This is a genomic window from Bradyrhizobium australafricanum (assembly GCF_020329495.1).
GTDB lineage: Bacteria > Pseudomonadota > Alphaproteobacteria > Rhizobiales > Xanthobacteraceae > Bradyrhizobium > Bradyrhizobium australafricanum.
Window position 1 is genome coordinate 131,574 of sequence record NZ_JAGKJL010000001.1, and the last position, 26,196, is coordinate 157,769.

The window sequence follows — 26,196 nt, forward strand, 5'->3', positions numbered from 1 at the left end:
ACCAACACGGATCGGAGAAGCACTATGAGCTACGCGATCGTAGGATTCGGTAAGATAGGCCAGGCCCTCGCCCACGCCTTCGCCCGTAAAAACATCGACGTGATCGTCGCAAGCCGCCGGCCGCCCGAGGCGTTGGCGCCACAGGCTCGGGCGATTGGACCCGGGGTCGTCGCCAAGTCGCTGCGGGAAGCGCTCGAGGCCGACACAATCATCCTGGCGGTCCCGTTCGGGGAGCATCGCGAGGTCGCGAAGGCCCTGCCGAGCTGGAAAGGCAAGACGGTGATCGACGCGATGAACGCGTTTCCAGTCCCTGAAGAGCTGGACGGCCTGCCGTCCTCCGCCTTCGTCGCGAAGGCGTTCACCGGCGCCAAGCTCGTCAAAGGGTTCAATCACCTGATTGCGGCCATCCTGGCTGCCGATCCGATCGTCGAGGGTGGGCACCGGGTGGTCTTGCTGTCTGGTGACGACGAGGACGCGGTCGCGCCTGTGGCGGCCTTGGCGAAGCAACTCGGGTTCGCGCCCGTCAAGCTGGGAAGGCTCAACGAGGGTGGCGCGCTGGTGCACGCACGCGGCCGCACTTGGGGCCCGCTCATCTTCCAGGATTTGTTCAAGAAGGAGCAGTGATTGATCCCGGCCGTGTGATTTGGCCCGAGACGCGAGTAGCCCGCATGAGCGCAGCGATATGCGGGGCACCCGCGACGCGCAGATAGAAATGCCCCGGATGTCGCTGCGCTCATCCGGGCTACGCTTGCCATCCTGGCGATCCGCCCTCGCGTAAGACTCGCGAGGGCGGTGTTCGCAAACGACGATCTCAATCAAGATGCCTCGATCGGCTCGGACATGGCTATCCGGTTCTTCACGCTGGGACGCTCCTGCATCGCGGCATACCATGCCAAAAGAGCCTCGCACTCCATCGGCACCGGCACGTTCACGAGTCCCGCGAAGATCAAGCCGCCTATGAGGGTGATGTCGGCCATCGTGAACGCCTCGCCGGCGACGAACGGCTGTGCTTTCAGAATGCCGTCAAAGTAGTGCATCCCCCTGAGGGCCTTGTCGCGCTGACGGAATCCCCATTCGGGGTTCTGATAGATCTCGACATGAGGCCCGAGGCCCGGCGTGGCGTGGTGGAAATAGGCGCTGACGGCGTCGAGCAGTTCCAGTTCGGCGCGCTTGCTCATCATGTGGATCACGCCCTTTTCGCGCGGCGTCCTGCCGGTCAGCGTCGGCGCGCCATCGAGCGCGTCAAGGTACTCGGTGATGGCCGTGCACTCGCCAATGAAGGTCCCGTCGTCGAGCTCGAGCACCGGCAGCGTGCCGGAGTAGTTCTTGGCGAGGAATTCGGGCTTCTTGTGCTCGCCCTTGTAGAGATCGACCAATACGAACTCCACTTGCGGCCGCAGGTTCTTCTCGGCCAAAGCGATGCGAACGCGGGCCGGATATGGGCCAGTTGGCCAATCGTAGATCTTCATCATGACTCCTGTCTACCTGTCACTTGGTAGGGTAAAACTAGCCTTCAAATCCGGCCGGTCAACGCCTATCTGTCACTTGGTAGATAACGAAGCAGTGAGGCGACGAAGTGAGTTCGAGCTCTCGGGAGGCCATCCTGGCGGCAGCAAAGCGGACCGCGCAGGCGCGCGGCTATGGCGGCTTGAATTTCCGTGATCTCGCGGACGAAGTCGGGATCAAGGCCGCCAGCATCTATCACCATTTTCCGAGCAAGGCCGATCTCGGCGTGGCCGTCGCGCAGCGCTACTGGGAGGACACTGCCGCCCAACTCGAGGCGATGCTGGCAGAAACGGCCGATCCTGTCCGCTGCCTGCGTCGATATCCCGATGTGTTTCGCAAAGCGCTCGAGAACAACAATCGCATGTGCCTCTGTAGCTTCATGTCGGCGGAAGTCGACGAGCTGCCGGAGGCAGTGAAGAAGGAGGTCCAGACCTTTGCCGACGTCAACGTCGCGTGGCTGAGCAAGCTGTTGGTGGCCGCGGGCCTGGTCGGTTCCAGAAAGAGCGAACAGCGGGCCCGTGCCATCTTCGCCGCCGTCGCCGGCGCGCAGCTCATCGCCAGAAGCCGCTCCGATATTTCGCTCTACGACTCGATGATCGACAGCTATCGCGCCGCGGGTCTTCTGCCGGCATAGATGGCCCGAATGTCAGATCGACGTGAGGCGGCGACGCCCTGCTCCCACTCGATTGTTCTAAGCCATGGTAGCAAGTAGCCCGCATGAGCGAAGCGATATGCGGGACACCACGCGACACGCTGACAGGAAGTGCCCCGGATATCGCGGAGCCTGTCATCGGGCGCGCGTTCGCGCGACCCGTTGGCTCATCCGGGCTACGCTCGCTGGTACACGCACGCGGCCGCATCTGGGGCCCGCTCATCTTCCAGGATTTGTTCAAGAAGGAGCAGTAATCGGCGCACGGGCGCCGTTCGAACAGTGGGGAGACACCCTGGCCGCGCCGGATGAACAGCGCGCAGTTCGGTTCAACGGTTTCAAACAGCACCAGATATGGCAGCGCGTTCTCGCGACGATAATCGTCCGAGACTTGATGTTGGTTTCACCCTCTTCGATCAGAGGGCGCAGGGAAGACCGGGTGCCGATCGCACCCATGGGCCCCGAGCAATGGGTAGGAAGCTCGGGGGTCGGACCACAGGTGTAACCGGAAACATCCGGCCTTCCTTGCGCGATGGTTGTGCGGCTTACTTCGTGCTCTCCCCGGCGAGACTGGGCTTTTTTGTCACCGTTTCGCGAAGATGTTTCGCATCTCGCGGAAGACACCTACCACTAGGGCGTCAGGACCACACGACTTCACCGTCCGCTTCATGCGCACTCGTCAGTCGCGCACTCAGCGTCCACCGCATCCCACACCACGCTCGTGACGATCGCGAAACGCCCCTCGTGTCGGGTGGGACGCGCATATTGAACATCTGAGTTGGGTCAAACGCCAAGCGGAATATTTTCTTATCGCCGGGTTGACGGGTTTTGCTGAGTTGCCCGTCGGGTTGATTTGTCGCAGGTGGCGTCAAGGAATTTGATTTGCACCGAAGCAACTCAGCCGCGCGACACGTGTCGGCCGTAGCCCGGAGGGAGCGCAGCGAAAATCCGAGACCAGTCCCGCCGGAGGCGTGATGGCGTCGGTACTGCTCAGCGAGTAGCCCGCATGAGCGGAGCGATATGCGGGACGTCACAGGAGGCGCTGACAGGAAATGCCCCAGATATCGCTTCGCTCATCCGGGCTACGCTTTCCAAGCGCCTGCAAGCTCATCACTGCTTGAAGCAATATTCACGATGCCATCTCAGGAAATGCGGATGCGGACGATCGGACACGCGCTGCGGTGCAAGCGCGTGTCCTGATTGGTTAATTATCGATCGTATGCCTCGCGGATCATTGGTCTGCCGCGAGATCAATATTTCCAAATTGTCAGCCAAGCTAATCAAGCCCCGATCGAACATCCAATGCGCCGTCCCTGAAAGCGCGATCCCGTTGCTAACAATATCCGGCCCGCTCGCCTCCACTGGCCGAATGTGTGCGGCGGCGACTTCCGCGCGCCCTCTTCCATTGATCAGCTTTAGTCCTGTGATCGCGCACCGTTCGTCATAGGCACGTAGAACCACGCGACGAAAGACCCGGTCGCGCATGATCCTCGACATCGTAACGGTTACGCGGTCGCGTTGCTGGTCGTATATGAAGGGCGCTTGTTCTCCCTCTCCAATATCGAGCGATGGCACATCATTGTCGGAACGCGGCAACAGAGGCACGTCTTCCTCGAAGCCCAGTTCGACTATCCTGGCAAAATCTTCAGGTGAAAGTGGACGAACCGCCGATTGAGCCCGTCCGGATATGCGTCCCTGATCATTGAGAACACCTCGCTCTACCGGTCCCGTCGCACCGTTGAAGGGGACCGGATTTGCGAAGTCGAGATAGGTTCCCGGCTCGATCAGCGCGAGATACATCCCGGAAATGCCGGGATCGGGGATAACTTGACGAACCTTGGCGATTGCAAAGTAACCCTTTGTTTCAGCCACTTTGCTTGGTTCGTAGTAGACAATCCAGTCATCGACGCAGGCCTCGACGCGGCGCAAATACTGGCTGGGGAACTGATACTTTTCCGCAGGACTATCGTCGTAGATCGAGTCCGACCGATGAATGAATACGCCAAATCCCATAGCTTCTTCGGCCCGACCTCCCCGGATCTATTTGGTCTTCGTAACAACGCTCCAAGAAGTCATCGTGGGATCTGCTTTTTCGCGACTGGACATCACTCCCACTCAATCGTCCCCGGCGGCTTAGACGTCACGTCGTACACCACCCGGTTGACGCCCTTCACCTCGTTGATAATGCGCGTCGCGGTTTCCCCTAAGAATTTCATGTCGAACTGGTAGAAATCCGCGGTCATGCCGTCGGTCGAGGTGACGGCGCGCAGGCCGACGACGTATTCGTAAGTTCTGCCGTCGCCCATCACGCCGACGGTCTTCACCGGCAGCAGCACCGCGAAAGCCTGCCAGATCGCGTCGTAGAGCCCGTGCTTGCGGATCTGGTCGATATAGACCGCATCCGCGTTGCGCAGGATGTCGAGCTTCTCCCTGGTGATGTCGCCGGGGCAGCGGATGGCGAGGCCGGGGCCCGGGAACGGGTGGCGGCCGACGAACACTTCGGGCAGGCCGAGCTCGCGGCCGAGCACGCGCACCTCGTCCTTGAAGAGCTCGCGCAGCGGCTCGACCAGCTTCATGTTCATGCGATCAGGCAGGCCGCCGACGTTGTGGTGCGACTTGATGGTGACAGACGGACCGCCGGTGAAGGAGACGCTCTCGATCACATCGGGGTAGAGCGTGCCCTGTGCCAGGAATGCGGCGCCGCCGATCTTCTTAGCTTCGGCCTCGAACACGTCGATGAACAGGCGCCCGATGGTCTTGCGCTTCACCTCGGGGTCGGTGACGCCCTCGAGCTCGCCCAGAAACTCTTTCGACGCGTCCACATGGACCAGCGGGATGTTGTAGTGGTTGCGGAACAGGTCGACGACGGTCTTGGCCTCGTCGAGCCGCAGCAGGCCGTGATCGACGAACACGCAGGTGAGCTGGTCGCCGATCGCCTCATGGATCAGGACCGCTGCCACGGCGGAATCGACGCCGCCGGAGAGGCCGCAGATCACCTTGCCCGGGCCTACCTGGGCGCGGATCTTCTCGATCGCCTCCTCGCGGAACGCCCGCATGGTCCAGTCGCCGGTGAGCCCCGCGACCTTGCGCACGAAGTTGCGCAGCAGCTTGGCGCCATCCGGCGTGTGCACCACCTCGGGATGGAACATCAGGCCGTAATATTTGCGCGTCTCGTCCTGGATGATCGCGAACGGCGCGTTCGGCGAGGTGCCGGCGACGGAGAAGCCGGGCGGCATCTTGGTGATGCGGTCGCCATGGCTCATCCACACCTGGTGCTTCTCGCCATGGCCCCAGATGCCGTCGAACAGCTGGCTGTCGGTCTTCACCTCGACATCGGCACGGCCGAACTCGCGATGGTGTCCGCCCTCGACCTCGCCGCCGAGCTGGGCCGCGAGCGTCATCTGGCCGTAGCAGATGCCGAGCACGGGAACGCCGGATTCGAAGATCAGTTGCGGCGCGCGCGGCGAGCCGGTCTCGTGCACGGATTCAGGGCCGCCGGAGAGGATCACCGCCTTCGGCTTCATTTCCTTGAAGGCGGCCTCCGCCTTCTGGAACGGCACGATCTCGGAATAGACGCCCATCTCGCGGACGCGGCGGGCGATCAGTTGCGTCACCTGGCTGCCGAAATCGACAATCAGAATCTTGTCATGCGCCGAGGCCACGGAGGGCGTCGACGGCGCTTGAGCTGTGTCTTGGGCTGTGTGCTGGGCTGTCATGGCAAGCAGATACGCGACGGCGCCCGCCCCCGCAACCGCGCTCGAAGGGGCGCCCACATTCTTCTTTGGGCATGGACAAATCCATATAGGTCAGTATTATTGACCTAATTTGGCCATAAGCCACATGGAGGAAACCAATGCCGGATTTTCACGAGCCATCCCGCCTTGCCCTGCTCGGCCGCGACTGGATCGCCGCCTGGAACGCGCGCGACCTCGAGCGGGTGCTTTCGATGTATGCCGAGGATGCCGAGATGACCTCGGACCGGATCCCGCCGCTCGGCTTCGGCGCGTCAGGCACCGTGCGCGGCAAGGCGAGCTTGCGGGCCTATTGGAGCGCGGCGCTGGCGAAATTGCCCGAGCTGCATTTCGAGCTGATCGACCTCTATGTGTCGCCGGACAGCGTTGTCGTGTTTTACCAGAACGAACGCGGCAACAAGATCTGCGAGTATTTGCGACTGGATGCCGAAGGCAAGATCAGGCAAGGCTCGGCGAACCATCTGGTGGGTTGACCGCGCTCTCTCCTCGTCATTGCGAGCGCAGCGAAGCAATCCATTTTGTCCGCATATGCGGAACGATGGATTGCTTCGTCGCTTCGCTCCTCGCAATGACGGTAGAGGAATCGTAAGTTGGGCAGAACGTCAGGAACCACGCCCATGAAAATCCCGACCCTGCCCTTCACCGTCACCGACTGGAACAAGCTCGAGCCTTCAGTGCATCCCGGCGAAACCGGGCAAGCGCTGTGGCGCACGCTCAACATCGGCGAGCTGCGGGTCCGGATGGTCGAATATTCGCCCGGCTATCTCGCCGATCACTGGTGCGATCGCGGCCATGTGCTCTACGTCGTCGCGGGCGAGCTCGACACCGAGCTGCGCGACGGCCGCAGATTCACGCTGAAGCCGGGCATGAGCTACCAGGTCTCCGACTTCGGCGACGCCGCGCATCGTTCGTCGACCAAGACGGGTGCGACGCTGTTTATTGTGGATTGATCACACGTCGTCCGTCACCCCCGCGCAAAGGCTTCGCCTTTGTCGCTGGAGGAGCGCGTAGCGCGTCTCGAAGGGCGACGGCCCGGCTCCATCCCCGTCATTGCGAGCGTAGCGAAGCAATCCATCGCGCCGCTTGCCGAGACATGGATTGCTTCGTCGCTTCGCTCCTCGCAATGACGTGGAGAGAGTCCGCCCTTCGCTCACCGCCTCCGCGCCGCCACCTTGCTCACCTTCGTGTCCGCCCAGCTCAGCGGCTTGCCGCTCTTCGACGGCAGCATGAGCTGCCCAACCGCCTGCCCGGCCTGGTCGAGCAGCACCGAATGCGGCTCGCCGCGCGCAAAGAGATGCGCCTCGCCCCATTGCCGCAAGCTGACCACGATCGGGAACAGGTCGTGGCCCCGCTTCGTCAGCACATATTCCTGATAGGCGCTGCCGTCGGAGGCTGCGACCTGCTCGAGCACGCCGAGCTCGATCAGCGTGCGCAGCCGCGTCGTCAGCATGCCCTTGGCGATGCCGAGATTCTTCTGGAAGTCGCCGAACCGGCGCAGGCCGTCGAACGCGTCGCGCACGATCAGGAGCGACCACCAGTCGCCGATCGCGTCCAGCGCGCGCGCCACCGGGCATTCCGCTTTGGCAAATGCGGTCCGCTTCATCGCGGCCAACCTTTCTCGATCACGATTCCGAACTGGTCCTAAAATAGGACTAGACAGCGCCCGGCGCAACTGGTCTCATGATGAGACCAGATTGCGAATTGCAGCGGAGGCAAGATGACGAACCAGACCATGGCCAAGGCCGGACCGGCCGAGGCCGATCACAAGACGCACAACAGGCCCAGCCACACCACGGCTCGCGCTCTGTCTCCCGCCGTCGTACTGCTGTTCGCCGTCGCCTGCGGGCTGAGCGTCGCCAACATCTATTTCGCGCAGCCGCTGCTGGATACCATGGCGCAGGATCTCTCCATCACGCCGGCGGTGATCGGCGGCGTCGTGACGCTGACCCAGGTCGGCTACGCCTTCGGCCTGATGCTGATCGTGCCGCTCGGCGATCTCTGGGACCGCCGCAGGCTGATCGTCGGCCAGACCGTGCTGTCGGCGATCGCGCTCATCATCGTCGGCGCCGCGCCGAACGCCGCGGTGCTGCTTGTCGGCATGGTGCTGGTCGGGCTGCTCGCCGTCGTGATCCAGGTGCTGGTCGCCTACGCCGCGACGCTGGCAGCGCCGGCCGACCGCGGCCGCACCATCGGCACCGTCACCAGCGGCGTGGTTTCGGGCATTCTGCTGGCACGGTTTGCCGCCGGCGCGCTGGCCGATCTCGGCGGCTGGCGCGTGGTCTATCTCACCTCGGCCGTGCTGACGCTGGTGCTGGCGGTGCTGTTGGCACGCGCGCTGCCGCGGCATGCGCCGCAGCCGATGGCCGGATCGTCCTACGCCAAGCTGCTGCGCTCGACGCTCGCGCTGTTCGTCGAGGAGCAGGTCCTGCGCGAACGCGCGGTGTTCGCGCTTCTGATCTTCGCAAGCTTCAGCGTGTTCTGGAGCTCGGTCGTGCTGCCGCTCGCGGCACCCCCGCTCTCGTTGTCGCACACCACGATCGGGATGCTCGGAATCGCCGGCCTCGCCGGCGCGCTGGCGGCGCGCAATTCCGGCCAGCTCGCCGACCGCGGCTGGGGACAGCGCACCACCGGCCTGTCGCTGCTGCTGATGCTCGCCGGCTGGGTGCCGATCGCCTGCCTCAACACCTCGCTATGGCTGGTCGTGGCCGGCGTCCTGATGATCGACTTCGCGGTGCAGGCGATCCATGTCACCAACCAGAGCCTGATCGTCGCCGCACGCCCCGACGCGGCGAGCCGGCTGGTCGGCGGCTACATGGTGTTCTACTCGATCGGAACAGGTTTTGGCGCGATCAGTTCGACAATGGCCTATGCCGTCGCCGGCTGGCCCGGCGTCTGCGTGCTGGGTGCCGCGATCAGCGCCTGCGCGCTGCTGTACTGGGTCATCGTGGTGAGCCGGACGCCGGTGCCGATTGGTGCGTGCTCCGAAGCGTAGTGGACACGCCCGTCATTGCGAGCCAACGGGTCGCGCGAACGCGCGCCCGATGACAGGCTCCGCGAAGCAATCCATCGTGCCGCAAGCGGAGAAATGGATTGCTTCGTCGCTTCAGCGCAAAATTGCTCTGCAATTTTGTCGCGAGCTCCTCGCAATGACGGCGGGGGAAGCGTTACGCCTTCTTCAACACCGAGACGAAGAACCCATCCGTGCCGGTGCGGCGCGGCGTCATCAGCAGGCCCTCCGGCGACAGCAATGCGGCCTCCGCAAATTGCTCGGCCTTGTCCCACAGCACCGCTGCGGTCTGTTCCGGCGGCTGCACGGAGAACTCCGGATGCCGCGCGATGAAGGCCCTGACCTGCTCGCCGTTCTCCTCCGAGAGCACCGAGCAGGTGATGTAGGCGATGCGGCCGCCGCCCTTCACCAGCGGCGCGGCGCGCTCCAGCACCTCGGCCTGATCCTTCAGCCGCACCTCGAGCGCGCCGGGGCGCATGCGCCATTTGGCGTCGGGATTGCGGCGCCAGGTCCCGGTGCCGGTGCAGGGCGCGTCGATCAGCACGAGGTCGGCGGACGCCTTGATGTCGGACAGCACCTCCTCCTCGCCGCGCGGCGTGCGCACATCGCAATTGTGCACGCCGGCGCGCGACAGCCGCTCATGGATCGGCGCAAGCTGGCGCTTGTCGCTGTCGGTCGCGATCAGCCGGCCCTTGCCCTGCATCATCGCCGCCACCGCCAGCGTCTTGCCACCGGCGCCGGCGCAGAGGTCGATCACCTGCTCGCCGGGCTTGGCCGCCGAGAATAGCGCGGCGAGCTGCGAGCCCTCGTCCTGGACCTCGATGGCGCCCTTGATGAAATCCTCCTCGGCATGGATGCCCGGATTGCGCGCGTCGGCGCCGAGCTCGATGCGCAGGCCGAGCGGCGACCACGGCGTTTCCCTGGCGCCGAGATGCGACAGCCGCGGCAGCACCTTCTCGCGCTTGCCGCGCAGCGTGTTGACGCGCAGGTCGAGCGGCGCGCGGCTCGCCATCGCGGTCGCTTCCGCCGCGCGGTCGTCGCCGAACACCCTTGCCAGATGCGGGTCGAGCCAGTCCGGATAATCGCCCGCGACATGCGCCGGCGCATCCTCGAGCGAGCGCGAGACCAATGCGGCCTCCTCGGTCGCGGTCAGCGGATCCGGCGCGAACCGGCCGCCGTCGCACAGCGCCTGGATCGTAGCGATGTCCATGCCGCGTTCGAGCTTGAGCATGCCGAGCACGCGCGACCGCGCGCTGGCGTCATCCATCAACCAGGCCGCGGAGGATTGCCGGCGCAGCACGTCCCAGATCAGGCCGGAGATCGCGGCGCGATCGCCGGAGCCGGCATAACGGTGCGCGGTGCCCCATTCCTTCAGCGCTTTCGCCGCGGGAATGCGCTGTGCGTCGATGGTGGCGATCAGCTCGATCGCGGCGGAAAGCCGGGCAGCGGGGGTCATTGGTCTCTTTCGGTTGGGCGCATCAGATCAGCAGCAGCAGTCTGAGCGCGAAATACAGCCACATGGCCGCCAGCACCAGCGCGCCGGCGAACCAGGCGAGCGAGCGCGGCCGCACGTCGTTGGAGGTGACGAACACGCCGGCATGGGCAAACCGCGTCACCACGAACACCCAGGACATCAGCACGATGAACAGATCGGCACGGCGCAGCGGCAGCGCAATAGCGATCAGGACATAGAACAGGATCGGCAGCTCGAACTGGTTGGCGAAGCAGTTGCCGAACTTGGTGGCCTGGGCCGGCCAGTTCGGCTCGCGCAGCGCGATATCGGCGATCTTTGTCTCGCCGCTCGTCAGCGCCCTCGTGCGCGTCGTCGCCATGGCGAACAACAGCGCGAAGGTGATCCCGATCTGGATGAAGACCGGCAGCAGAACCATTTGAACCGACATCAAAAATCTCCCTCAGCCGCGGGCGCCCGCCGCCCTCTTAGCCGCCACTCGCCCCCAACACAATGAAGCGTGCGCGGTAACCCGTTGAACCTTCCGAGCCCGGGTGACCAACTCCCAGGACCAATGGCGGTTTCAGCCCCTCACGGTTGACGCGATAAGCATCATCAGCCCATCCTCGACAGCGCGGCCCCGAGAAGCGGTGTGCCCGGTGACGGCGGGCTCGCCGGCGTCGGTGCGGCAACTGGCGATCAGCGGCCGCCCAAAAGGCGCAAAACCAAACAACACATCAAACAAGGCTTCAAACGAGGCATCGAATAAGACGGCGAAATCGTCATCGTTCCGACTTCGCGCCGACCTATGCTCCGGCCGAAAGGAGCGATGCATGCCCCAATTTCGCCTGACACAAATCTCCGACACCCATCTCGCGCGCCGCTTCAAGCCGCTGATCGACAACTTTCATCGCGTCAGCGAGCACATCGACGCGACGCGTCCCGATCTCGTGCTCAACTCCGGCGACGTCTCGTTCGACGGGCCGACCAGCCGCGACGACCTCGCATTCGCCAAGGAGCTGCACAACGCGCTGCCGGTCGATTGCCACTATCTGCCGGGCAATCACGACATCGGCGACAATCCGACCGCGGTCGGCCCCACGCCTTCACAACTGCCGACCGAGGAAACGCGCGGCGCCTTCACCTCGGTGCTCGGCGAGGACCGCTGGCATTTCGACGCTGCCGGCTGGTGCTTCATCGGGCTGAATTCACTGATCATGAACACCGGCCTCGACAGCGAGGCCGAGCAGTTCGACTGGCTCGCAGGCGCGCTCGACAAGGCGGTCGGCAGGCCGGTCGCGCTGTTCCTGCACAAGCCGCTCTATCTCGACCTGCCCTACGATGCCGAGCGCGCCGAGACCGCGATCCGGTTCGTGCCGCAACCGGCGCGCCGCCGCCTGATCGAGATGTTCGGCAAGGTCGATTGGCGCCTGGTCGGCAGCGGCCATGTGCACCAGCGTCGCGACTATACGTTCGAGCATGTCAGACACATCTGGGCGCCCTCGGCCGGCTTCATCATCTCCGACGCGCGGCAGGAGGTGATCGGCATCAAGGAAGTTGGTCTCGTCGAATACCGCTTCCAGCCCGACAGTTTCGAGGTCCGCCACGTCAGGGCGAAGGGCCAGGTCGATGTCGACCTGGACATGCTGCTCGGCAAGCAGCCGGCCTGAGCCGCGTCAGCTCCGCGCCGCGTCGTGCAGGTCCTGCTTGATCACGGTGAGCAGCGCCTGAAGCGAGTCCCCGTCGGGCTGTGGTGCCGCCTGCGCGGGCCGTACGCGAGCTACGTGCGGCATGAAGCGGACCGGCGTCGTATCCGGCTGCTCCTCGACGAATTTTCCATGCAGGACGTCGTCGCGGCGGCCCATGACGAACATCGTCGCCCAATAGCCGACGGCGAGGAGAATGACCCCGACAACAATAGCTTCAAAAATCATGGCTACACCTGAAATATAGCCATATTGAATCAACTGCTGCGGGTCTCCGTCAAGCAAATGGGGGCCAAAAGGCCCCCAAATCCCCGCCATTGTGGCGCTTTTGATACTTTGTTGCGCGGAATGGGAGCTTCCGGGGCCTGTAACTCAGACCTTGTCCGGCCCGACCCGGACCAGCTGCTTGCCGAAATTGGCGCCCTTGAGCAGGCCCATGAAGGCCTCCGGCGCGCTGTCCAGGCCCTCGGTCACGAACTCCTTGTACTTGACCTTGCCCTCGCGCACCCACTGCGACATGTCGCGGAGGAAGTCGCCATGCATGGCGGCGAAGTCGCTGACGATGAAGCCGCGGAAGGTCAAGCGCTTGGTCAGGATGTTGCGCATCATCGCGCCGGCCCATTTCGGGGCATGCGCTTCGGTGTCGTTGTAATGCGCGATCAGACCGCAGACCGGGATGCGCGCGAACGCGTTGAGCAGCGGAAACACCGCGTCAAACACTGCACCGCCGACATTCTCGAAATAGACGTCGATGCCCTTCGGGCAGGCTTCCTTCAGCTTCGCCGCGAGATTGGGATCGCGGTGGTCGAGGCACTCGTCGAAGCCAAGCTCGTTCTTGACATACGCGCACTTGTCCTTGCCACCGGCGATGCCGATCGCCCGCGCGCCCTTGATCTTGGCGATCTGGCCGACCGCCGAGCCGACCGCGCCGGACGCCGCCGCGACCACCACCGTCTCGCCCTCCTGCGGCTTGCCGATCTCGAGCAGGCCGGTATAGGCGGTCATGCCGGGCATCCCGAGTACACCGACCGCGGTCGAGATCGGCGCGATCTTCGGATCGATCTTGGCAAGGCCCTTGCCGTCGGACAGCACATGCGTCTGCCAGCCCGCGCGCGACAGTACGATATCGCCCTTGGCAAAGCCGGGATTGTTGGAGGCGATCACCTCGCTCACCGTGCCGCCTTCCATCACGCCTCCGACCGGCACCGGTGCGGCATAGGACGGACCGTCGGCCATGCGGCCGCGCATATAGGGATCGAGCGACAGCCAGATGGTGCGGAGCAACACCTCGCCCGCACCCGGTGCCGGCGGCGTGTAGTCCTCGAGCCTGAAATTGGCCGACGTGGGCTCGCCGTGCGGGCGCGAAGCCAGAACGATGCGCTTTCCTTGGGACATGATTTCCTCTTGGGATGATTGGTTCGTGGCGCACACGTAGTCATGCAATCCACCTCCCCGCAAGGGAAATGGATTTGCTGTCTTCGCGTTGCGTTGTTTGAAATGTTGTTTGAAATGACAGCCATCATGCCAGGCACATTGGCGCCAACGCGATACCGTCACGTCGCGGCGGTTCGCAGGGCCCCCTGGTGGCGGCAGTTTGTCACGACGCGCCACCGGCAGACGAAGCGGCCGTAGTCAAGTCGCCTCATCCGACCTCGCGATCCGGCACAGCGGCCCTCCATGATCGCAACGAGGGCGGCCGCGCAGCAAATCGGCAACCGGTTTCCGGTCGCCCTCGAAACCTGAGTGGCGCAGGACTCCGGTCAGCTTCGCGGGACCGTCCGATGGACATGAGGCTCTCCGAAGCATTGGGGTTACCTCTTGAGAGCCGATCAGCGTCTTCGCGCCGCAATGTCCGTCTGGTGGCGGCCGGATTCACCTTCGGCGAATTGGCAGCCGGTAGACCTATCTCTGCCGCGCGCGCCCGCGGCAAAAACGCGACCTATCAATCTGGCACTTGTCGGACTTGCGATTCGCTGTAATCTCGGACCATGCGGCACTCGCATGTCTGCTACCCAAAAATGGAGCAGGCATCACCATAACAGGAGCGAACCAACGCTTCGGTTTTTGGATCGAGACCGACATGGCCGGCGGCGGATCGTATGACACGTTTCCCAAATTGCTGCTGCGAAACACGGCACAATTTGGCACGCGGCCAGCGTTCCGGCACAAGGATCTTGGCATCTGGCAGAGCTGGACCTGGGCTGAGGTTGCCGAAATCATACGTAGCTACGCTGCCGGCTTGCATCGCCTCGGCTTGCGGCCAGGCGAGACAATCGCGGTCGTCGGCTCCAATCGGCCCAAGCTTTACTGGACCATGATGGCAGCGCAGACGCTGCGCGCGATCCCCGTTCCAGTCTACTCCGATGCAGTGGCTGATGAGCTTGCTTTTGTTCTCGCCCACGCCGAGGTGACGCTGGTCGCAGCGCAGGACCAGGAGCAGGTCGACAAGGTCCTGTCGGTGTCCGACCGACTGCCGCAACTCAACAGGATTATCTACGACGAACCGCGCGGAATCGACGGCTACGACCACGGTCGACTGATCGCAATCGGCGATATCATCAATGACGGCCGCGCCGCGCTTGCAGCCGACGCAGCACTTGGCGAACGGATCGATGAATCCATTCGGGCCGGCAACGGTTCGGACATCGCGATCATCCTCTACACCTCGGGAACGACCGGCGCGCCCAAGGGCGTCATGCTGTCGGCGCGAGGCTGCATCGATGCCGCAACCGACACCACGCGGTTCGACAAGTTGACCGACAAGGACGTGGTGCTGGCCTATCTGCCGCTGGCTTGGGCGGGCGATCATTACGTCAGCTATGCGCAAGGCCTGGTGGCCGGATTCTGCATGGCGTGCCCCGAGAGCAGCAACACAATCGAGCAGGATCGGCATGAGATAGGACCAACCTTCTACTTGGCCCCGCCACGCGGTTACGAGGCCATGCTGACGCGGCTGATGGTCCGGATGGAGGACGCAGCGCCGATCAAGCGGCGATTGTTCAGCTACTTTCTGGACGTCGCGCGGCGGTATGGCGAGCAAGTCTTGACGGGACGTCCGGTGCCGCTGTCAGGCCGATTGCTCTATGCGCTCGGACGCTGGCTGGTCTACGAGCCTCTCAAGAACGTTCTTGGCCTGTCTCAGGTGCGCGTCGCATACACCGGAGGCGAAGCTATCGGTCCGGATCTGTTCGCGTTCTACCGCGCCATCGGACTGAACCTAAAACAGCTCTACGGCCAGACCGAAGCGTTCCTCTATGTAACGTGTCAGCCCGATGGCGAGATCTATCCGGATACGGTTGGTCCGCCGGCGCCCAACGTCGACATCCGCATCGCGGACTCGGGCGAAGTGCAGTTTCGCTCGCCCGGCATGTTCCTCGGATATTTCAAGGATCAGGCAAAGACCGCGGAAGCGACGACGTCCGACGGATATGTCAGGACCGGCGATGCGGGCTTTTTCGACGAGAAAACCGGGCATCTGAAGATCATCGATCGTGCGAAGGACGTCGGTCGATTGGCTGACGGCACGATGTTTGCTCCCAAGTACCTTGAGAACAAGCTGAAGTTCTATCCCAATATCAAGGAAGCGATCACGTTCGGTGACTCCAGAGAGTTCGTATGCGCCATGCTCAACATCGACCCGGTCGCGGTCGCGAATTGGGCGGAACGCAACAACGTCGCCTACGGGTCCTATCAGGAGCTTGCCGGGCATCCGCTGGTCTACGACATGGTCGCCAAAGACGTTGCCGCGGTGAACCGCTCTCTGGCCGGGGAAACGGTGCTTGCGGGCGCCCAGATTCGCCGCTTCCTCATTCTGCACAAGGAGCTCGACGCGGATGACGGCGAGCTGACCCGCACGCAGAAAGTGCGCCGCCGCTTCATTGCCGAACGCTATGCGTCGCTGGTCACGGCACTCTACAACGGAGAGCATGACGCCGACATTTCCACGGAAGTCACGTTTGAGGATGGCCGGAAGGGCACGATCGCGGCACGAGTCGAGATTCGCGACATGCAAATCATCGGTCCGGCAGAATCGCTGGGAAGAGCAGCATGAGAGCGTCAAACGCCAACGAAATCCTGCTGCAGGTCGAGGGCGTGGCACTGGCCTTCGGCGGCGTCAAGGCGCTGCGGGACGTCTCGTTCAACGTCAAGAAAGGCGAAATTCGCGCCATCATCGGCCCCAACGGCGCCGGCAAAACCTCAATGCTGAACGTCGTCAACGGTTTCTATCATCCCAACCATGGCGCGATCACCTTCAAGGGCAGGACCCGGTCCAAAATGCAGCCGTTCGAGGCGGCGCGCGGCGGCATCGCGCGCACCTTTCAAAATGTCGCCTTGTTCAAGGGCATGAGCGCGCTCGACAACATCATGGCAGGCCGCACCTTGAAGGTCCGCCGGGGGCTGTTGTGGCAGCTGCTGCGTTATGGCCCTGCCCTCGCAGAGGAGATCGAGCATCGGCGCAAGGTCGAGGAGATCATCGACTTTCTCGAGATCGAGACAATCCGCAAGGTACCGGTCGGGCGTCTGCCATACGGCTTGCAGAAGCGAGTTGAACTCGGTCGCGCCCTGGCGATGGAGCCCGACCTTCTGCTCCTCGACGAGCCGATGGCAGGCATGAACCTCGAGGAGAAGGAGGACATGTCGCGGTTCATCATTGATGTGAACAACCATTACGGCACGACCATTGCCCTGATCGAGCATGACATGGCCGTGGTCATGGATCTGTCGGACCGCGTAGCGGTGCTTGATCACGGCGTGAAGATCGCCGACGGCACGCCTGATGAAGTGAAGAGAAGTCAAGCCGTCATCGACGCATATCTTGGCGTCGCGCATTGAGGTGCGTCCATGATCGCACTGGGTCAGTTTCTCGAGGTCCTTATCGGCGGATTGATGTCCGGCGTGCTCTATTCGCTGGTCGCGCTCGGCTTCGTGCTGATCTTCAAGGCATCCGGCGTATTCAACTATGCGCAGGGAGCAATGGTGTTGCTCGCGGGATTGGCGCTGGTTCGCGCCCTCGACCTCCTGGTCGCCAACGGCCTTCCGCTTTGGGTCGCGGTCATCCTCGCTATCGGCTTTGCCGCCGTGATCATGGCGGCAACCGCCTGGCTCATCGAGCGGTTCGTGATCGGACCTCTGGTCAATCAGGACGGCTTGACGCTGTTCATGTCGACGATCGGCGTGACATTCGTCATCGAGGGCGCCGCGGAGATGATCTTCGGATCGGATGTCTACCCGCTGCGGCTGTTCCCGACCGACGCCTGGTTCTTGTTTGAAGGCCTGTTCCCGGGCGGAATTCTGGTCAACAAGCTGGATGTCTGGGGCGCATTGATCGCGGGCGTCCTGGTCGCCGGCCTCGCGGTCTTCTTTCAGCGCACCAAGACCGGTCGCGCGCTCAGAGCCGTGGCCGACGACCATTTGGCCGCGCACTCGATCGGGATTCCAATCAGTTGGATTTGGTTCGTGGTCTGGCTCGTTGCCGGCCTCGTTGCGCTCGTCGCGGCGACCGTGTGGGGGACCAAGCTTGGCGTGCAGTTCTCCATCACGTTTCTCGCGCTGAAGGCTTTGCCGGTCCTGATCATCGGCGGCCTCACCTCCATTCCCGGAGCCATCGTCGGCGGGCTCATTGTCGGGGCCGGTGAGAAGCTCGCAGAGGTATATCTCGGGCCATCCATCGGCGGCGGCATCGAATATTGGTTTGCCTATGTGCTGGCGTTGGCGGTGCTGCTCTTGCGGCCGCAGGGCCTGTTCGGCGAGCGGATCATCGAACGTGTCTGAGGCAAGGAGGTCGTTGTGCTCTATCGCGAAGCTGGCCAGTTCAAGGCGACCTATGCGGAGGACATGGCGATCTTCCCGATCCGGCAGGATCGTATTGCCCTCGCCGTCTTGCTCGCGATTGCTTTCATTGGCGTGCCGCTGTTGGCCACCTTCCGGATCTGGCCGTTCGGCACCGACTATCTGTTGTGGGCCATCCTGCTGCCCTTCCTCATCCTGGCGCTCGCCGCCATCGGGACAAACATTCTCGTCGGCTATTGCGGCCAGATCTCGCTCGGCAGCGGCGCGTTCATGGCCATCGGCGCCTATTCCGCCTACAAGCTGGCGACCGGCGTTCATATCCCGCTTGCCTGGCTCGGCTTCGCGATCGCGATCCCGCCGTTGCCCGTGCTGGCATCTATTCTGCTTGGCGGGTTCATGGCGGCGGGTGCCGGAATCCTGTTCGGCATTCCCAGTCTGCGGATCAAGGGTCTCTACCTGGCGGTCGCAACGCTCGCCGCGCAGTTCTTCTTCGATTGGGCATTCCTGCGGATCCCATGGTTCACCAACTACGCCCCGTCGGGATCAGTGAATGCGCCGGAACTGGATTTCTTCGGCATGGTCGTTCGCTCGCCGGTCGAGCGTTACCTGCTGTGCCTGCTCTTCGTGACCGTGATGGCGGTGTTGGCGAAAAATCTCGTGCGCGGCAATCTCGGCAGGCAGTGGATGGCGATCCGCGACATGGATATCGCCGCCGAGCTGATCGGCATCAGGCCGCTCTATGCAAAACTAACGGCTTTCGCGGTCTCTTCGTTCATCATCGGGGTGGCGGGTGCGCTCTGGGCGTTCGTCTACCTCGGTTCATGGGAGCCGCTTGCGTTCTCGATCGACCGCTCGCTTGAGCTTCTGTTCATGGTCATCATCGGCGGGCTCGGCTCGATCATGGGTTCGTTCATCGGAGCAGCGTTCATCCTCATCGTGCCGATCATGCTGAATGTGATTCCGACCAAGCTCGGCCTGCCACTGTCGACGCAAACGATCACTCACCTCCAGTTCATCATCTTCGGATCCTTGATCTGCTATCTGCTCATCAAGGAACCCCATGGCTTCGCCCGGCTGATATCGATCGGCAAGGAGAAGCTCAGACTTTGGCCGTTTCCCTACTGAGGGAGCGATCGTGCCTTGATCGCAATGGAAATGGCGGCCGCTGACAATGAAGAGGAAGGAAGTACCGCAAGGAGGATATCAATATGGCAAGTATTGCACGCAGGTTACTGATACTCGCGACCGCCTTGGCCGGCGCGGCGCTTAGCGCACCGGCCGCAGCGCAAAACGAACAATTCATCCCAATTCTGTCTTACCGGACCGGACCGTACGCTGTGAACGGCGCGCCCTACGCAAACGGCGTCGTAGACTACTACAACCTGATCAATGAACGTGACGGCGGCATCAACGGCGTCAGGATTCTGATCGAGGAATGCGAGACGGGTTACGCGACCGACAAGGGAGTGGAGTGTTACGAGCGTCTCAAGAGCAAAGGACCAACCGGCGCGGCCTTCATCAATCCGCTGTCGACCGGGATCACCTTCGCACTCACCGAAAAGACCGCGGCTGACAAAATCCCGATCATTACGATGGGGTATGGCCGTGCCGATTCCAAGAACGGCGCCGTGTTCGCATATAATTTTCCATTGCTCGGCACGTATTGGTCCGCGGCCGACATCGCGATCCAGCACGTCGCCAAGGAACTCGGCGGCTTCGACAAGCTGAAAGGCAGGAAGATTTCGCTGCTGTACCATGACAGCCCCTATGGCAAAGAGCCAATTCCGATGCTGCAGGTGCTGGCGCAGAAGTACGGCTTTGAATTCACGCCGATCCCCGTCACGCATCCCGGCGTCGAGCAGAAGTCGCAATGGCTGGCGATCCGCCAGAATCGGCCGGACTATGTCCTGGTCTGGGGCTGGGGCGTCATGAACAGTACGGCAATCAAGGAAGCCGCCGCCGTCGCCTATCCGCGCGACAAGATGATCGGTGTTTGGTGGTCAGGCGCAGAGCCGGATGTGACGCCGGCGGGCGATCAGGCCAGCGGTTACAAATCGTTGATGCTTCAGCATGGCGCAGGAAAATTCCCCGCGCACGCCGACATAGAGAAGTACGTCTACGCCAAGGGAAAGGGTTCGACAGAACCTGGCAAGATCGGCGAAGTCCTCTACAACCGCGGCATCACGAATGCCATGCTCGGCGTAGAGGCGATCCGCAAGGCGCAAGAGAAATTCGGCAAGCAACCGCTGACGGGCGAACAGGTCCGTTGGGGGCTTGAGAACCTCATACTCACCGACGCACGAATCAAGGAGCTCGGTTTTGAGGGAATGTTGAAGCCGGTCAGCATTTCCTGCTCCGACCACGAAGGCGCGCGCTACGGGCGCGTCCAGCAATGGGATGGCAAGAGTTGGAAAGTGATCTCCGACTGGTACACGGCTGACGAATCGCTCATCGAGCCGCTCGTCGCCGATGTGTCCGCGAAGTATGCCGCGGAGAAGAAGATCAAGCCGCGCGACTGCGCGAAAGAAACCTGACCCTTGCGAGCGATCCGGGAGGCAGGATTGCCTGCTCCCGGATCCCAGCCCCTGCTCAGTTTGGAGGTCTGCGCATGTCAACCGCCAAGGTCGTCACCGCTGCGACGGAAGCGGCAGCGCTGATCCTATCGGTCAACAATATCGAGGTTGTCTACGATCACGTCATTCTCGTGTTGAAGGGCGTCTCGCTGGAGGTCCCGCGAGGCGGCATTGTTGCGCTTCTCGGCGCCAACGGCGCCGGCAAGACGACGACGCTGAAGGCGGTCTCCAATCTGCTGCACGCAGAGCGCGGCGAGGTCACCAAGGGCTCGATCCTGTTCAACGGCGTCGAGGTGAAGTCCCTGTCGCCAAACGAGGTGGTGCGACGCGGCTGCATCCAGGTGATGGAGGGGCGGCGCGCCTTCCCTCATCTGACGGTCGAGGAGAACATCCTCACCGGCGCCTTTACACGGACGGACGGCAAGCTCGCGATCGCGCAGGACCTTGAACGTGTCTACGCTTATTTCCCCCGCCTCAAAGAGCGACGCAATTCCACCGCCGGCTATACGTCGGGCGGCGAACAGCAGATGTGCGTGATTGGCCGCGCGCTGATGTCACGCCCGAAGATGATCCTGCTCGACGAACCATCGATGGGCCTCGCGCCGCAGATCGTCGAAGAGATCTTCGAGATCGTGAAGGATCTCAACACCAAGGAAGCTGTGTCGTTTCTTCTCGCCGAGCAGAACACCAATATGGCGCTCAGATATGCAAGCCACGGCTATATCCTCGAAAACGGCCGCGTGGTGATGGACGGCGAAGCGCACGCGCTCGCCGCAAATGAGGACGTCAAGGAGTTCTATCTTGGCGTCGCCGGAGAGAAGCGAAAATCATACCGCGATGTGAAGCACTACAAGCGACGCAAGCGCTGGCTCGCCTAGCGGATGATGGCGTCCCGGACTCCCGGGACTCCGGGTTCGGCCCTTCGGACCGCCCCGGAATGACGGTGCTTGGGCCTACACCCCGCCCGGATAGTTCGGGGCTTCGCGCGTGATGGTGACATCATGGACGTGGCTCTCGCGCAGGCCGGCGCCGGTGATGCGGACGAATTCGGCCTTGTCGTGGAAATCCCTGATGTCCTTGGCGCCGACATAGCCCATCGCCGCCCTGAGCCCGCCGGCGAGCTGGTGCATCACATTGCCGACCGGGCCCTTGTAGGGCACCTGGCCCTCGATGCCTTCGGGGACGAGCTTCAGCGTGTCCTTGATGTCCTGCTGGAAGTAGCGGTCGGCCGAGCCGCGCGCCATCGCGCCGACCGAGCCCATGCCGCGATAGGCCTTGTAGGAGCGGCCCTGCCACAGGAAGACTTCGCCCGGCGTCTCGTCGGTGCCGGCGAGCAGCGAGCCGACCATGGCGATGTCGGCACCGGCGGCGAGCGCCTTGGCGAGGTCGCCGGAATATTTGATGCCGCCGTCGGCGATCACGGGCACGTCGGCCTTCTTCGCCGCCGCCACCGCGTCCATGATCGCGGTAAGCTGCGGCACGCCGACGCCGGCGACGATGCGTGTGGTGCAGATCGAGCCGGGGCCGATGCCGACCTTGATGCAGTCCGCGCCGGCATCGATCAGCGCCTGCGCGCCGCCCTCGGTCGCGACGTTGCCGGCCACCACCTGCACCGCGTTGGAGAGCCGCTTGATGCGGTTGACGGCGTTGAGCACATGGCGCGAATGACCGTGCGCGGTGTCGACCACGACGACATCGACGCCGGCATCGATCAGCCGCTCGGTGCGTTCATAGCCGGTCTCGCCGACCGTGGTGGCGGCGGCGACGCGCAGGCGGCCGTGCTCGTCCTTGCAGGCGAGCGGATGGGCGACCGCCTTCTCGATGTCCTTGACGGTGATCAGGCCGACGCAGCGATACTGGTCGTCGACGACGAGGAGCTTCTCGATGCGATGCTTGTGCAGCATCCGCTTCGCCTCGTCCTGGCCGACGCCCTCGCGCACCGTGACGAGGTTCTCGTGCGTCATCAGCTCCGAGACCTTCTGCCGGGGATCGCTGGCGAAGCGCACGTCGCGGTTGGTCAGGATGCCGACCAGCTTGCCCGGCACGTTCTTGGCGGCACCGGTGACGACCGGAATGCCCGAGATGCCGTTCTCCTTCATCAGGGTCAGCGCATCGGCCAGCGTGGCGTCGGGGCCGATGGTCAGCGGATTGACCACCATGCCGGACTCGAACTTCTTGACCTGCCGCACCTGCGCGGCCTGCCCTTCCGGATCGAAGTTGCGGTGGATGACGCCGAGACCGCCGGCCTGCGCCATCGCGATCGCCATGCGCGCCTCGGTGACGGTGTCCATCGCGGACGCCATGATCGGGATGTTGAGCGAGATCGCGCGGGTGACGCGCGAGCGAATATCGACTTCCGAGGGAAGCACGTCGGACAAACCGGGCTTCAGCAGCACATCGTCGAACGTGAAGGCTTCGCGGATAGCCGGAAATCCCGTGGCCATTGCCAACTCCTTTATCTGCGGCCCAGCCGCGATGGTCTTACGGATGAACGCCGCCTGCGGCGACGCTCGCTGCGTCACCGTCGAATCGGCGCCCATCGGTGGGGTTGACGCTGGTCGATAGCATGGCGGCATGACGAATCAAAGTGTTTGCCAGCCATGCACAGGCCTTTTTAGGGGGCCGGTTCAGGGCGCCCGGTAACCCGGCGGCGGCCCATGGCGGCGGATCGCCTCGACCATTTCGCGATGGCGCCGGTCCTCGCGCTTCATGTGGACCGCGATCACGGCATGGGCCGACGGCACCAGCAGCAACACGTGGAAAAACAGCCCGAAAACCGCGCAAAACACGATCAGGACCAGATTAAAGATGGCCGAAAACGGCTGTCCGTTCAGGAGCAGTCCGATCGGCGGCAGGAGAGCGGCAAGGACGTAGATCACGGCGAACCTTTGGACACGGGCGGATGCATACCAGCGTCACGCAGGATTTAGGGCGTTTGGCCGGTTCCGCAATAGCGTGGCCGAGGGCAGGATGATATGGCCCGCTCGCCCGCCTTTTCAGCACAGCTGTCCTGTTTTGATGAACAAGCAACGCCTGATCCCGCTCATCGTGGCCACCGCCCTGTTCATGGAGAACATGGACTCCACGGTGATCGCGACCTCGCTGCCGGCGATCGCCGCCGATATCGGCACCAGCCCGCTGACGCTGAAACTGGCGATCACCTCCTACCTGCTGTCGCTCGCGGTGTTCATCCCGGCGAGCGGCTGGACCGCGGACCGCTTCGGCGCCCGCATCGTGTTTGCCGGCGCCGTCGGCGTGTTCATGCTGGGCTCGATCGGCTGCGCACTGTCGTCCTCGGTGACCGATTTCGTGTTCGCCCGCATCCTGCAGGGCCTCGGCGGGGCGATGATGACCCCGGTCGGGCGGCTGGTGCTGCTGCGCTCGGTCGACAAGAGTGCGCTGGTCAACGCGATGGCCTGGGTGACGGTCCCGGCGCTGATCGGCCCGGTGATCGGGCCGCCGCTCGGCGGCTTCATCACCACCTATTTCTCCTGGCACTGGATCTTCCTGATCAACATCCCGATCGGGCTGCTCGGCATCTTTCTGGCGCTGAAATACATCGACCCGATCAAGAGCGAGGATCCCGAGCGCTTCGACCTGATAGGACTGGTGCTGGCTGGCATTGGCCTCGCCGGCATCGCCTTCGGACTGTCGGTGGCCGGGCTCAATCTGCTGCCGTGGCCGATCGTCGCCGCGCTGGTCGGTGTCGGCACGGTCTCGATGACGCTTTACGTCATCCACGCGCGGCGGACCGGTTCGCCGGTGCTCGATTTCGGCTTGCTGCGGCTGCCGACCATGCGCGCGTCGATCGTCGGCGGCTTCATGTTCCGGCTCGGCATCGGCGCGCTGCCGTTCCTGCTGCCGCTGTTGATGCAGGTCGGCTTCGGCCTGTCGCCATTCCAGTCCGGTCTCGTCACCTTTGCGTCGGCGGTCGGCGCCATGGGCATGAAGACGCTGGCGGCGCGCATCATCCGCGCCTTCGGCTTCCGCAACATGATGACCGTCAACGCAGTGGTCAGTTCGGCCTTCCTCGCCGCCTGCGCCCTGTTCACGATCTCGACGCCGCTGATGCTGATCTTCACCATCCTGGTGGTCGGCGGCTTCTTCCGCTCGCTGCAATTCACCGCGATCAACACCGTGGCCTATGCCGAGGTCGAGGCGCCGCAAATGAGCCGGGCCACCACCCTCGTCAGCGTCAACCAGCAGCTCGCGGTGTCCGCCGGCGTCGCGGTCGGTGCGTTCTCGGTTGAAACCACGCTGGCGCTGCATCACCAGACCGAGCTCTCCGCCGACGTGTTCGCGCCCGCCTTCATCGTGGTCTCGCTGATCTCGGCGGCCTCGGCCTGGTTCTTCTGGCAGATGCCGGCTGAGGCCGGCAACGAGATCGCCGGCCGCAAGGCGATCGACATCTCGAGCCGCAAGGGCGCCGAGAAGCGCGCCGCGACCGAAGCCGTCAAGGTCGCGACCGAGGACACCCAGAACGCGCGCGATCAACGCCTCGGCTAGTCGATCGAACGAGCCGTTCCCGAGGCACGGACACCGCGAGTCGCCGTCAGGGTCACGACCAGACCATCAGGGGTGGCCGGTCATTCCGCCTGGCTGTTTTCGATCCGGACGTTCGATCAGTTCGTATGTGGGAACGTGGGTCGCTTCCAGCCACGATTCCAGCGCTGCTCCGCAGACCGTGCAAATCGCATCACCCGTATGCGGCACCAAGAACTTCTCTTCAGTGCGTCTGTACTCGGCGCCGCAATTGCATTGAACAATGGTCGCCATCTGGGAAATATGCGCTTGCGTCGCCCGATTTTCCAGTCCTGCAAGAAACGGCCCCAGTGCGCGAAACCTGACGCTGCACCAAGGCCGCCAACCCAGTTGGGGTTTTCTCCCGGTGGGCTTGGGGGGCATTGGCCGGGAGCAACGGAATCGACTCCGGCCGCGCGCCGAGGTTCCAACCGGTCGCGCTGAATTGCCTTCGTGCGCGTGTCGCGACCGGGACCGCGCCCGGCCAGGCTCTCCTGGCGCAAGCGGTCGAGATGTGTTCGATGAATCGCCGCCGCTTCGTCCCGGAAAAAAATCTCCGCGAGAGTCAGAAAGCGAACGGAAGCTACGCCGCCGATCCTGCATAGTCCGGCTCAAGCGGGCACGCGGTGACCCGGCATTCAGCAAAAAGCCATGTGGAAGGAAGCGCTCCAGGTGCGCTTCCCCAGCGTCCGTGCACCGCGAGGCGCGGATTTTCCTTGATCAGGTTTCGCTTGAAAGGATCAGAGCCAGTGAGTGACGTCCATACGAATGAAGTGAGCGATAATCCGAAAGCCGGCGGCTTTGGCCTGCCCCTGTTCGCATTGCCTCAGGCCTTTCAGGGTATCGCCGAACAAAATGCAAGGCGTGCCCGAGAACAGTTCGAGAAGGCCAAGGAAGCTTCGGAGGAAATCTCCGTCCTGCTCAAGGAAGCATACGCGGTCAACGCCAAGGGCGCCGCGGATTACGCAGCCAAGGTGATCGAGATCTCGCATTCCAACGCCAGTTCGGCCCTCGCGTTCATATCCGAACTCGCCGGCACCAGATCGCTGTCGGAAGTCATCCAGCTTTCGGCCGATCACGGCCGCAAGAATTTCGAAGCGACGACCGCGCAGAACAAGGAGCTCTGGGAGATCGCGAAGAAAGTCGCGACCGAGACCTCCGAGCCGATCAAGAAGAGCTTTGCAAAGGCCCTGAAAACACCTTCCTGAGGAGCCGCCCCCCCCCCCCGCTCCCAGGCCGGCT

Annotated in this window: 25 protein-coding genes; 14 read left to right on the top strand and 11 right to left on the bottom strand. The window is 63.3% G+C overall.

Going from position 1 to position 26,196, the window contains the following annotated elements:
• Positions 1–24: 24 nt before the first annotated feature.
• Positions 25–624, top strand: a complete 600-nt coding sequence (locus J6525_RS00690; protein WP_249795858.1) for an NADPH-dependent F420 reductase — start codon at positions 25–27, stop codon at positions 622–624.
• Between the two features lie 191 nt (positions 625–815).
• Here J6525_RS00690 and J6525_RS00695 read toward each other — a convergent pair whose 3' ends face one another.
• Positions 816–1,469: a glutathione S-transferase gene (locus tag J6525_RS00695; protein WP_225641278.1), complete on the bottom strand. Its 654-nt coding sequence runs from the start codon at positions 1,467–1,469 to the stop codon at positions 816–818.
• Between the two features lie 107 nt (positions 1,470–1,576).
• Between J6525_RS00695 and J6525_RS00700 the strand changes: the two genes are divergently transcribed.
• Positions 1,577–2,140 carry a TetR/AcrR family transcriptional regulator gene (locus J6525_RS00700; RefSeq protein ID WP_225641280.1) on the top strand — a complete coding sequence of 188 codons (564 nt, stop codon included), beginning with the start codon at positions 1,577–1,579 and terminating at the stop codon, positions 2,138–2,140.
• A gap of 1,125 nt (positions 2,141–3,265) precedes the next feature.
• On the opposite strand, the gene J6525_RS00705 is transcribed toward J6525_RS00700, so the two are convergent.
• Both J6525_RS00705 and guaA read right to left on the bottom strand, forming a co-directional pair.
• Positions 3,266–4,168, bottom strand: coding sequence for an HNH endonuclease (locus J6525_RS00705; RefSeq protein ID WP_225641281.1), 903 nt, complete (start codon positions 4,166–4,168; stop codon positions 3,266–3,268).
• Positions 4,169–4,260: 92 nt separating this feature from the next.
• Complete coding sequence (gene guaA, locus J6525_RS00710; RefSeq protein WP_249795859.1) at positions 4,261–5,871, bottom strand: glutamine-hydrolyzing GMP synthase; 1,611 nt, start codon at positions 5,869–5,871, stop codon at positions 4,261–4,263.
• A 137-nt stretch (positions 5,872–6,008) separates the two neighbouring features.
• Between guaA and J6525_RS00715 the strand changes: the two genes are divergently transcribed.
• Both J6525_RS00715 and J6525_RS00720 read left to right on the top strand, forming a co-directional pair.
• Positions 6,009–6,380 (top strand): nuclear transport factor 2 family protein, encoded by a 372-nt coding sequence (locus J6525_RS00715; RefSeq protein ID WP_225641284.1) that lies wholly within the window; start codon positions 6,009–6,011, stop codon positions 6,378–6,380.
• A 144-nt stretch (positions 6,381–6,524) separates the two neighbouring features.
• Positions 6,525–6,857, top strand: a complete 333-nt coding sequence (locus tag J6525_RS00720; RefSeq protein WP_225641286.1) for a DHCW motif cupin fold protein — start codon at positions 6,525–6,527, stop codon at positions 6,855–6,857.
• 200 nt (positions 6,858–7,057) lie between these two features.
• On the opposite strand, the gene J6525_RS00725 is transcribed toward J6525_RS00720, so the two are convergent.
• Positions 7,058–7,510, bottom strand: coding sequence for a winged helix-turn-helix transcriptional regulator (locus tag J6525_RS00725; protein WP_092081847.1), 453 nt, complete (start codon positions 7,508–7,510; stop codon positions 7,058–7,060).
• A gap of 114 nt (positions 7,511–7,624) precedes the next feature.
• Here J6525_RS00725 and J6525_RS00730 point away from each other — a divergent pair, with 114 nt between their 5' ends.
• Complete coding sequence (locus J6525_RS00730; RefSeq protein ID WP_225641288.1) at positions 7,625–8,899, top strand: MFS transporter; 1,275 nt, start codon at positions 7,625–7,627, stop codon at positions 8,897–8,899.
• Between the two features lie 172 nt (positions 8,900–9,071).
• On the opposite strand, the gene J6525_RS00735 is transcribed toward J6525_RS00730, so the two are convergent.
• From J6525_RS00735 to J6525_RS00745, 3 genes are all read right to left on the bottom strand, one after another.
• Positions 9,072–10,370 carry an RsmB/NOP family class I SAM-dependent RNA methyltransferase gene (locus J6525_RS00735; RefSeq protein WP_225641290.1) on the bottom strand — a complete coding sequence of 433 codons (1,299 nt, stop codon included), beginning with the start codon at positions 10,368–10,370 and terminating at the stop codon, positions 9,072–9,074.
• Positions 10,371–10,392: 22 nt separating this feature from the next.
• Complete coding sequence (locus J6525_RS00740) at positions 10,393–10,815, bottom strand: MAPEG family protein (RefSeq protein ID WP_076826618.1); 423 nt, start codon at positions 10,813–10,815, stop codon at positions 10,393–10,395.
• Between the two features lie 132 nt (positions 10,816–10,947).
• A complete protein-coding gene (locus J6525_RS00745) occupies positions 10,948–11,199 on the bottom strand; it encodes a hypothetical protein (RefSeq protein ID WP_225641292.1) in 252 nt (83 codons plus the stop codon).
• Between J6525_RS00745 and J6525_RS00750 the strand changes: the two genes are divergently transcribed.
• On the top strand, positions 11,198–12,034 hold the full coding sequence (locus J6525_RS00750; RefSeq protein WP_225641294.1) for a metallophosphoesterase family protein: 837 nt from the start codon (positions 11,198–11,200) through the stop codon (positions 12,032–12,034). The two genes, J6525_RS00745 and J6525_RS00750, sit on opposite strands and share 2 nt — an antisense overlap.
• A 6-nt stretch (positions 12,035–12,040) precedes the next feature.
• On the opposite strand, the gene J6525_RS00755 is transcribed toward J6525_RS00750, so the two are convergent.
• Both J6525_RS00755 and curA read right to left on the bottom strand, forming a co-directional pair.
• On the bottom strand, positions 12,041–12,298 hold the full coding sequence (locus J6525_RS00755; protein WP_092082141.1) for a hypothetical protein: 258 nt from the start codon (positions 12,296–12,298) through the stop codon (positions 12,041–12,043).
• A 144-nt stretch (positions 12,299–12,442) separates the two neighbouring features.
• Positions 12,443–13,465 carry an NADPH-dependent curcumin/dihydrocurcumin reductase gene (gene curA / locus J6525_RS00760; protein WP_225641296.1) on the bottom strand — a complete coding sequence of 341 codons (1,023 nt, stop codon included), beginning with the start codon at positions 13,463–13,465 and terminating at the stop codon, positions 12,443–12,445.
• Positions 13,466–14,150: 685 nt separating this feature from the next.
• Here curA and J6525_RS00765 point away from each other — a divergent pair.
• The 6 genes from J6525_RS00765 (at position 14,151) to J6525_RS00790 (ending at position 21,311) form a co-directional block, all read left to right on the top strand.
• On the top strand, positions 14,151–16,121 hold the full coding sequence (locus J6525_RS00765; protein ID WP_225641298.1) for an AMP-binding protein: 1,971 nt from the start codon (positions 14,151–14,153) through the stop codon (positions 16,119–16,121).
• Entirely contained in the window at positions 16,118–16,903 is a 786-nt protein-coding gene (locus J6525_RS00770) for an ABC transporter ATP-binding protein (protein WP_225641300.1), read from the top strand. The genes J6525_RS00765 and J6525_RS00770 overlap by 4 nt, the downstream gene beginning before the upstream one ends.
• A gap of 9 nt (positions 16,904–16,912) precedes the next feature.
• Positions 16,913–17,842: a branched-chain amino acid ABC transporter permease gene (locus J6525_RS00775; protein WP_080667122.1), complete on the top strand. Its 930-nt coding sequence runs from the start codon at positions 16,913–16,915 to the stop codon at positions 17,840–17,842.
• A 15-nt stretch (positions 17,843–17,857) separates the two neighbouring features.
• Complete coding sequence (locus J6525_RS00780) at positions 17,858–18,985, top strand: branched-chain amino acid ABC transporter permease (protein ID WP_141339946.1); 1,128 nt, start codon at positions 17,858–17,860, stop codon at positions 18,983–18,985.
• An 83-nt stretch (positions 18,986–19,068) separates the two neighbouring features.
• Positions 19,069–20,394, top strand: a complete 1,326-nt coding sequence (locus J6525_RS00785) for an ABC transporter substrate-binding protein (protein ID WP_225641302.1) — start codon at positions 19,069–19,071, stop codon at positions 20,392–20,394.
• A gap of 74 nt (positions 20,395–20,468) precedes the next feature.
• On the top strand, positions 20,469–21,311 hold the full coding sequence (locus J6525_RS00790; protein WP_225641304.1) for an ABC transporter ATP-binding protein: 843 nt from the start codon (positions 20,469–20,471) through the stop codon (positions 21,309–21,311).
• A 75-nt stretch (positions 21,312–21,386) separates the two neighbouring features.
• Here the strand turns inward: J6525_RS00790 and guaB are convergent, their stop codons facing one another.
• Entirely contained in the window at positions 21,387–22,877 is a 1,491-nt protein-coding gene (gene guaB / locus J6525_RS00795) for an IMP dehydrogenase (RefSeq protein WP_028335041.1), read from the bottom strand.
• Between the two features lie 183 nt (positions 22,878–23,060).
• Complete coding sequence (locus tag J6525_RS00800; RefSeq protein WP_018271177.1) at positions 23,061–23,312, bottom strand: hypothetical protein; 252 nt, start codon at positions 23,310–23,312, stop codon at positions 23,061–23,063.
• A gap of 139 nt (positions 23,313–23,451) precedes the next feature.
• Here J6525_RS00800 and J6525_RS00805 point away from each other — a divergent pair, with 139 nt between their 5' ends.
• Complete coding sequence (locus J6525_RS00805) at positions 23,452–24,939, top strand: DHA2 family efflux MFS transporter permease subunit (protein WP_225641306.1); 1,488 nt, start codon at positions 23,452–23,454, stop codon at positions 24,937–24,939.
• 641 nt (positions 24,940–25,580) lie between these two features.
• On the top strand, positions 25,581–26,162 hold the full coding sequence (locus J6525_RS00810) for a phasin (protein ID WP_092081825.1): 582 nt from the start codon (positions 25,581–25,583) through the stop codon (positions 26,160–26,162).
• The last annotated feature ends 34 nt before the right edge of the window (positions 26,163–26,196 follow it).

Coding starts and splice junctions, on each gene's coding strand:
- J6525_RS00695 (WP_225641278.1), bottom strand. CDS start 1,469: ATGAAGATCTACGATTGGCCAACTGGCCCATATCCGGCCCGCGTTCGC.
- J6525_RS00730 (WP_225641288.1), top strand. CDS start 7,625: ATGACGAACCAGACCATGGCCAAGGCCGGACCGGCCGAGGCCGATCAC.
- guaB (WP_028335041.1), bottom strand. CDS start 22,877: ATGGCCACGGGATTTCCGGCTATCCGCGAAGCCTTCACGTTCGACGAT.
- J6525_RS00790 (WP_225641304.1), top strand. CDS start 20,469: ATGTCAACCGCCAAGGTCGTCACCGCTGCGACGGAAGCGGCAGCGCTG.
- J6525_RS00690 (WP_249795858.1), top strand. CDS start 25: ATGAGCTACGCGATCGTAGGATTCGGTAAGATAGGCCAGGCCCTCGCC.
- J6525_RS00715 (WP_225641284.1), top strand. CDS start 6,009: ATGCCGGATTTTCACGAGCCATCCCGCCTTGCCCTGCTCGGCCGCGAC.
- J6525_RS00725 (WP_092081847.1), bottom strand. CDS start 7,510: ATGAAGCGGACCGCATTTGCCAAAGCGGAATGCCCGGTGGCGCGCGCG.
- J6525_RS00805 (WP_225641306.1), top strand. CDS start 23,452: ATGAACAAGCAACGCCTGATCCCGCTCATCGTGGCCACCGCCCTGTTC.
- J6525_RS00750 (WP_225641294.1), top strand. CDS start 11,198: ATGCCCCAATTTCGCCTGACACAAATCTCCGACACCCATCTCGCGCGC.
- J6525_RS00765 (WP_225641298.1), top strand. CDS start 14,151: ATGGCCGGCGGCGGATCGTATGACACGTTTCCCAAATTGCTGCTGCGA.
- guaA (WP_249795859.1), bottom strand. CDS start 5,871: ATGACAGCCCAGCACACAGCCCAAGACACAGCTCAAGCGCCGTCGACG.
- J6525_RS00740 (WP_076826618.1), bottom strand. CDS start 10,815: ATGTCGGTTCAAATGGTTCTGCTGCCGGTCTTCATCCAGATCGGGATC.
- J6525_RS00785 (WP_225641302.1), top strand. CDS start 19,069: ATGGCAAGTATTGCACGCAGGTTACTGATACTCGCGACCGCCTTGGCC.
- J6525_RS00755 (WP_092082141.1), bottom strand. CDS start 12,298: ATGATTTTTGAAGCTATTGTTGTCGGGGTCATTCTCCTCGCCGTCGGC.
- curA (WP_225641296.1), bottom strand. CDS start 13,465: ATGTCCCAAGGAAAGCGCATCGTTCTGGCTTCGCGCCCGCACGGCGAG.
- J6525_RS00745 (WP_225641292.1), bottom strand. CDS start 11,199: ATGCATCGCTCCTTTCGGCCGGAGCATAGGTCGGCGCGAAGTCGGAAC.
- J6525_RS00705 (WP_225641281.1), bottom strand. CDS start 4,168: ATGGGATTTGGCGTATTCATTCATCGGTCGGACTCGATCTACGACGAT.
- J6525_RS00775 (WP_080667122.1), top strand. CDS start 16,913: ATGATCGCACTGGGTCAGTTTCTCGAGGTCCTTATCGGCGGATTGATG.
- J6525_RS00720 (WP_225641286.1), top strand. CDS start 6,525: ATGAAAATCCCGACCCTGCCCTTCACCGTCACCGACTGGAACAAGCTC.
- J6525_RS00735 (WP_225641290.1), bottom strand. CDS start 10,370: ATGACCCCCGCTGCCCGGCTTTCCGCCGCGATCGAGCTGATCGCCACC.
- J6525_RS00770 (WP_225641300.1), top strand. CDS start 16,118: ATGAGAGCGTCAAACGCCAACGAAATCCTGCTGCAGGTCGAGGGCGTG.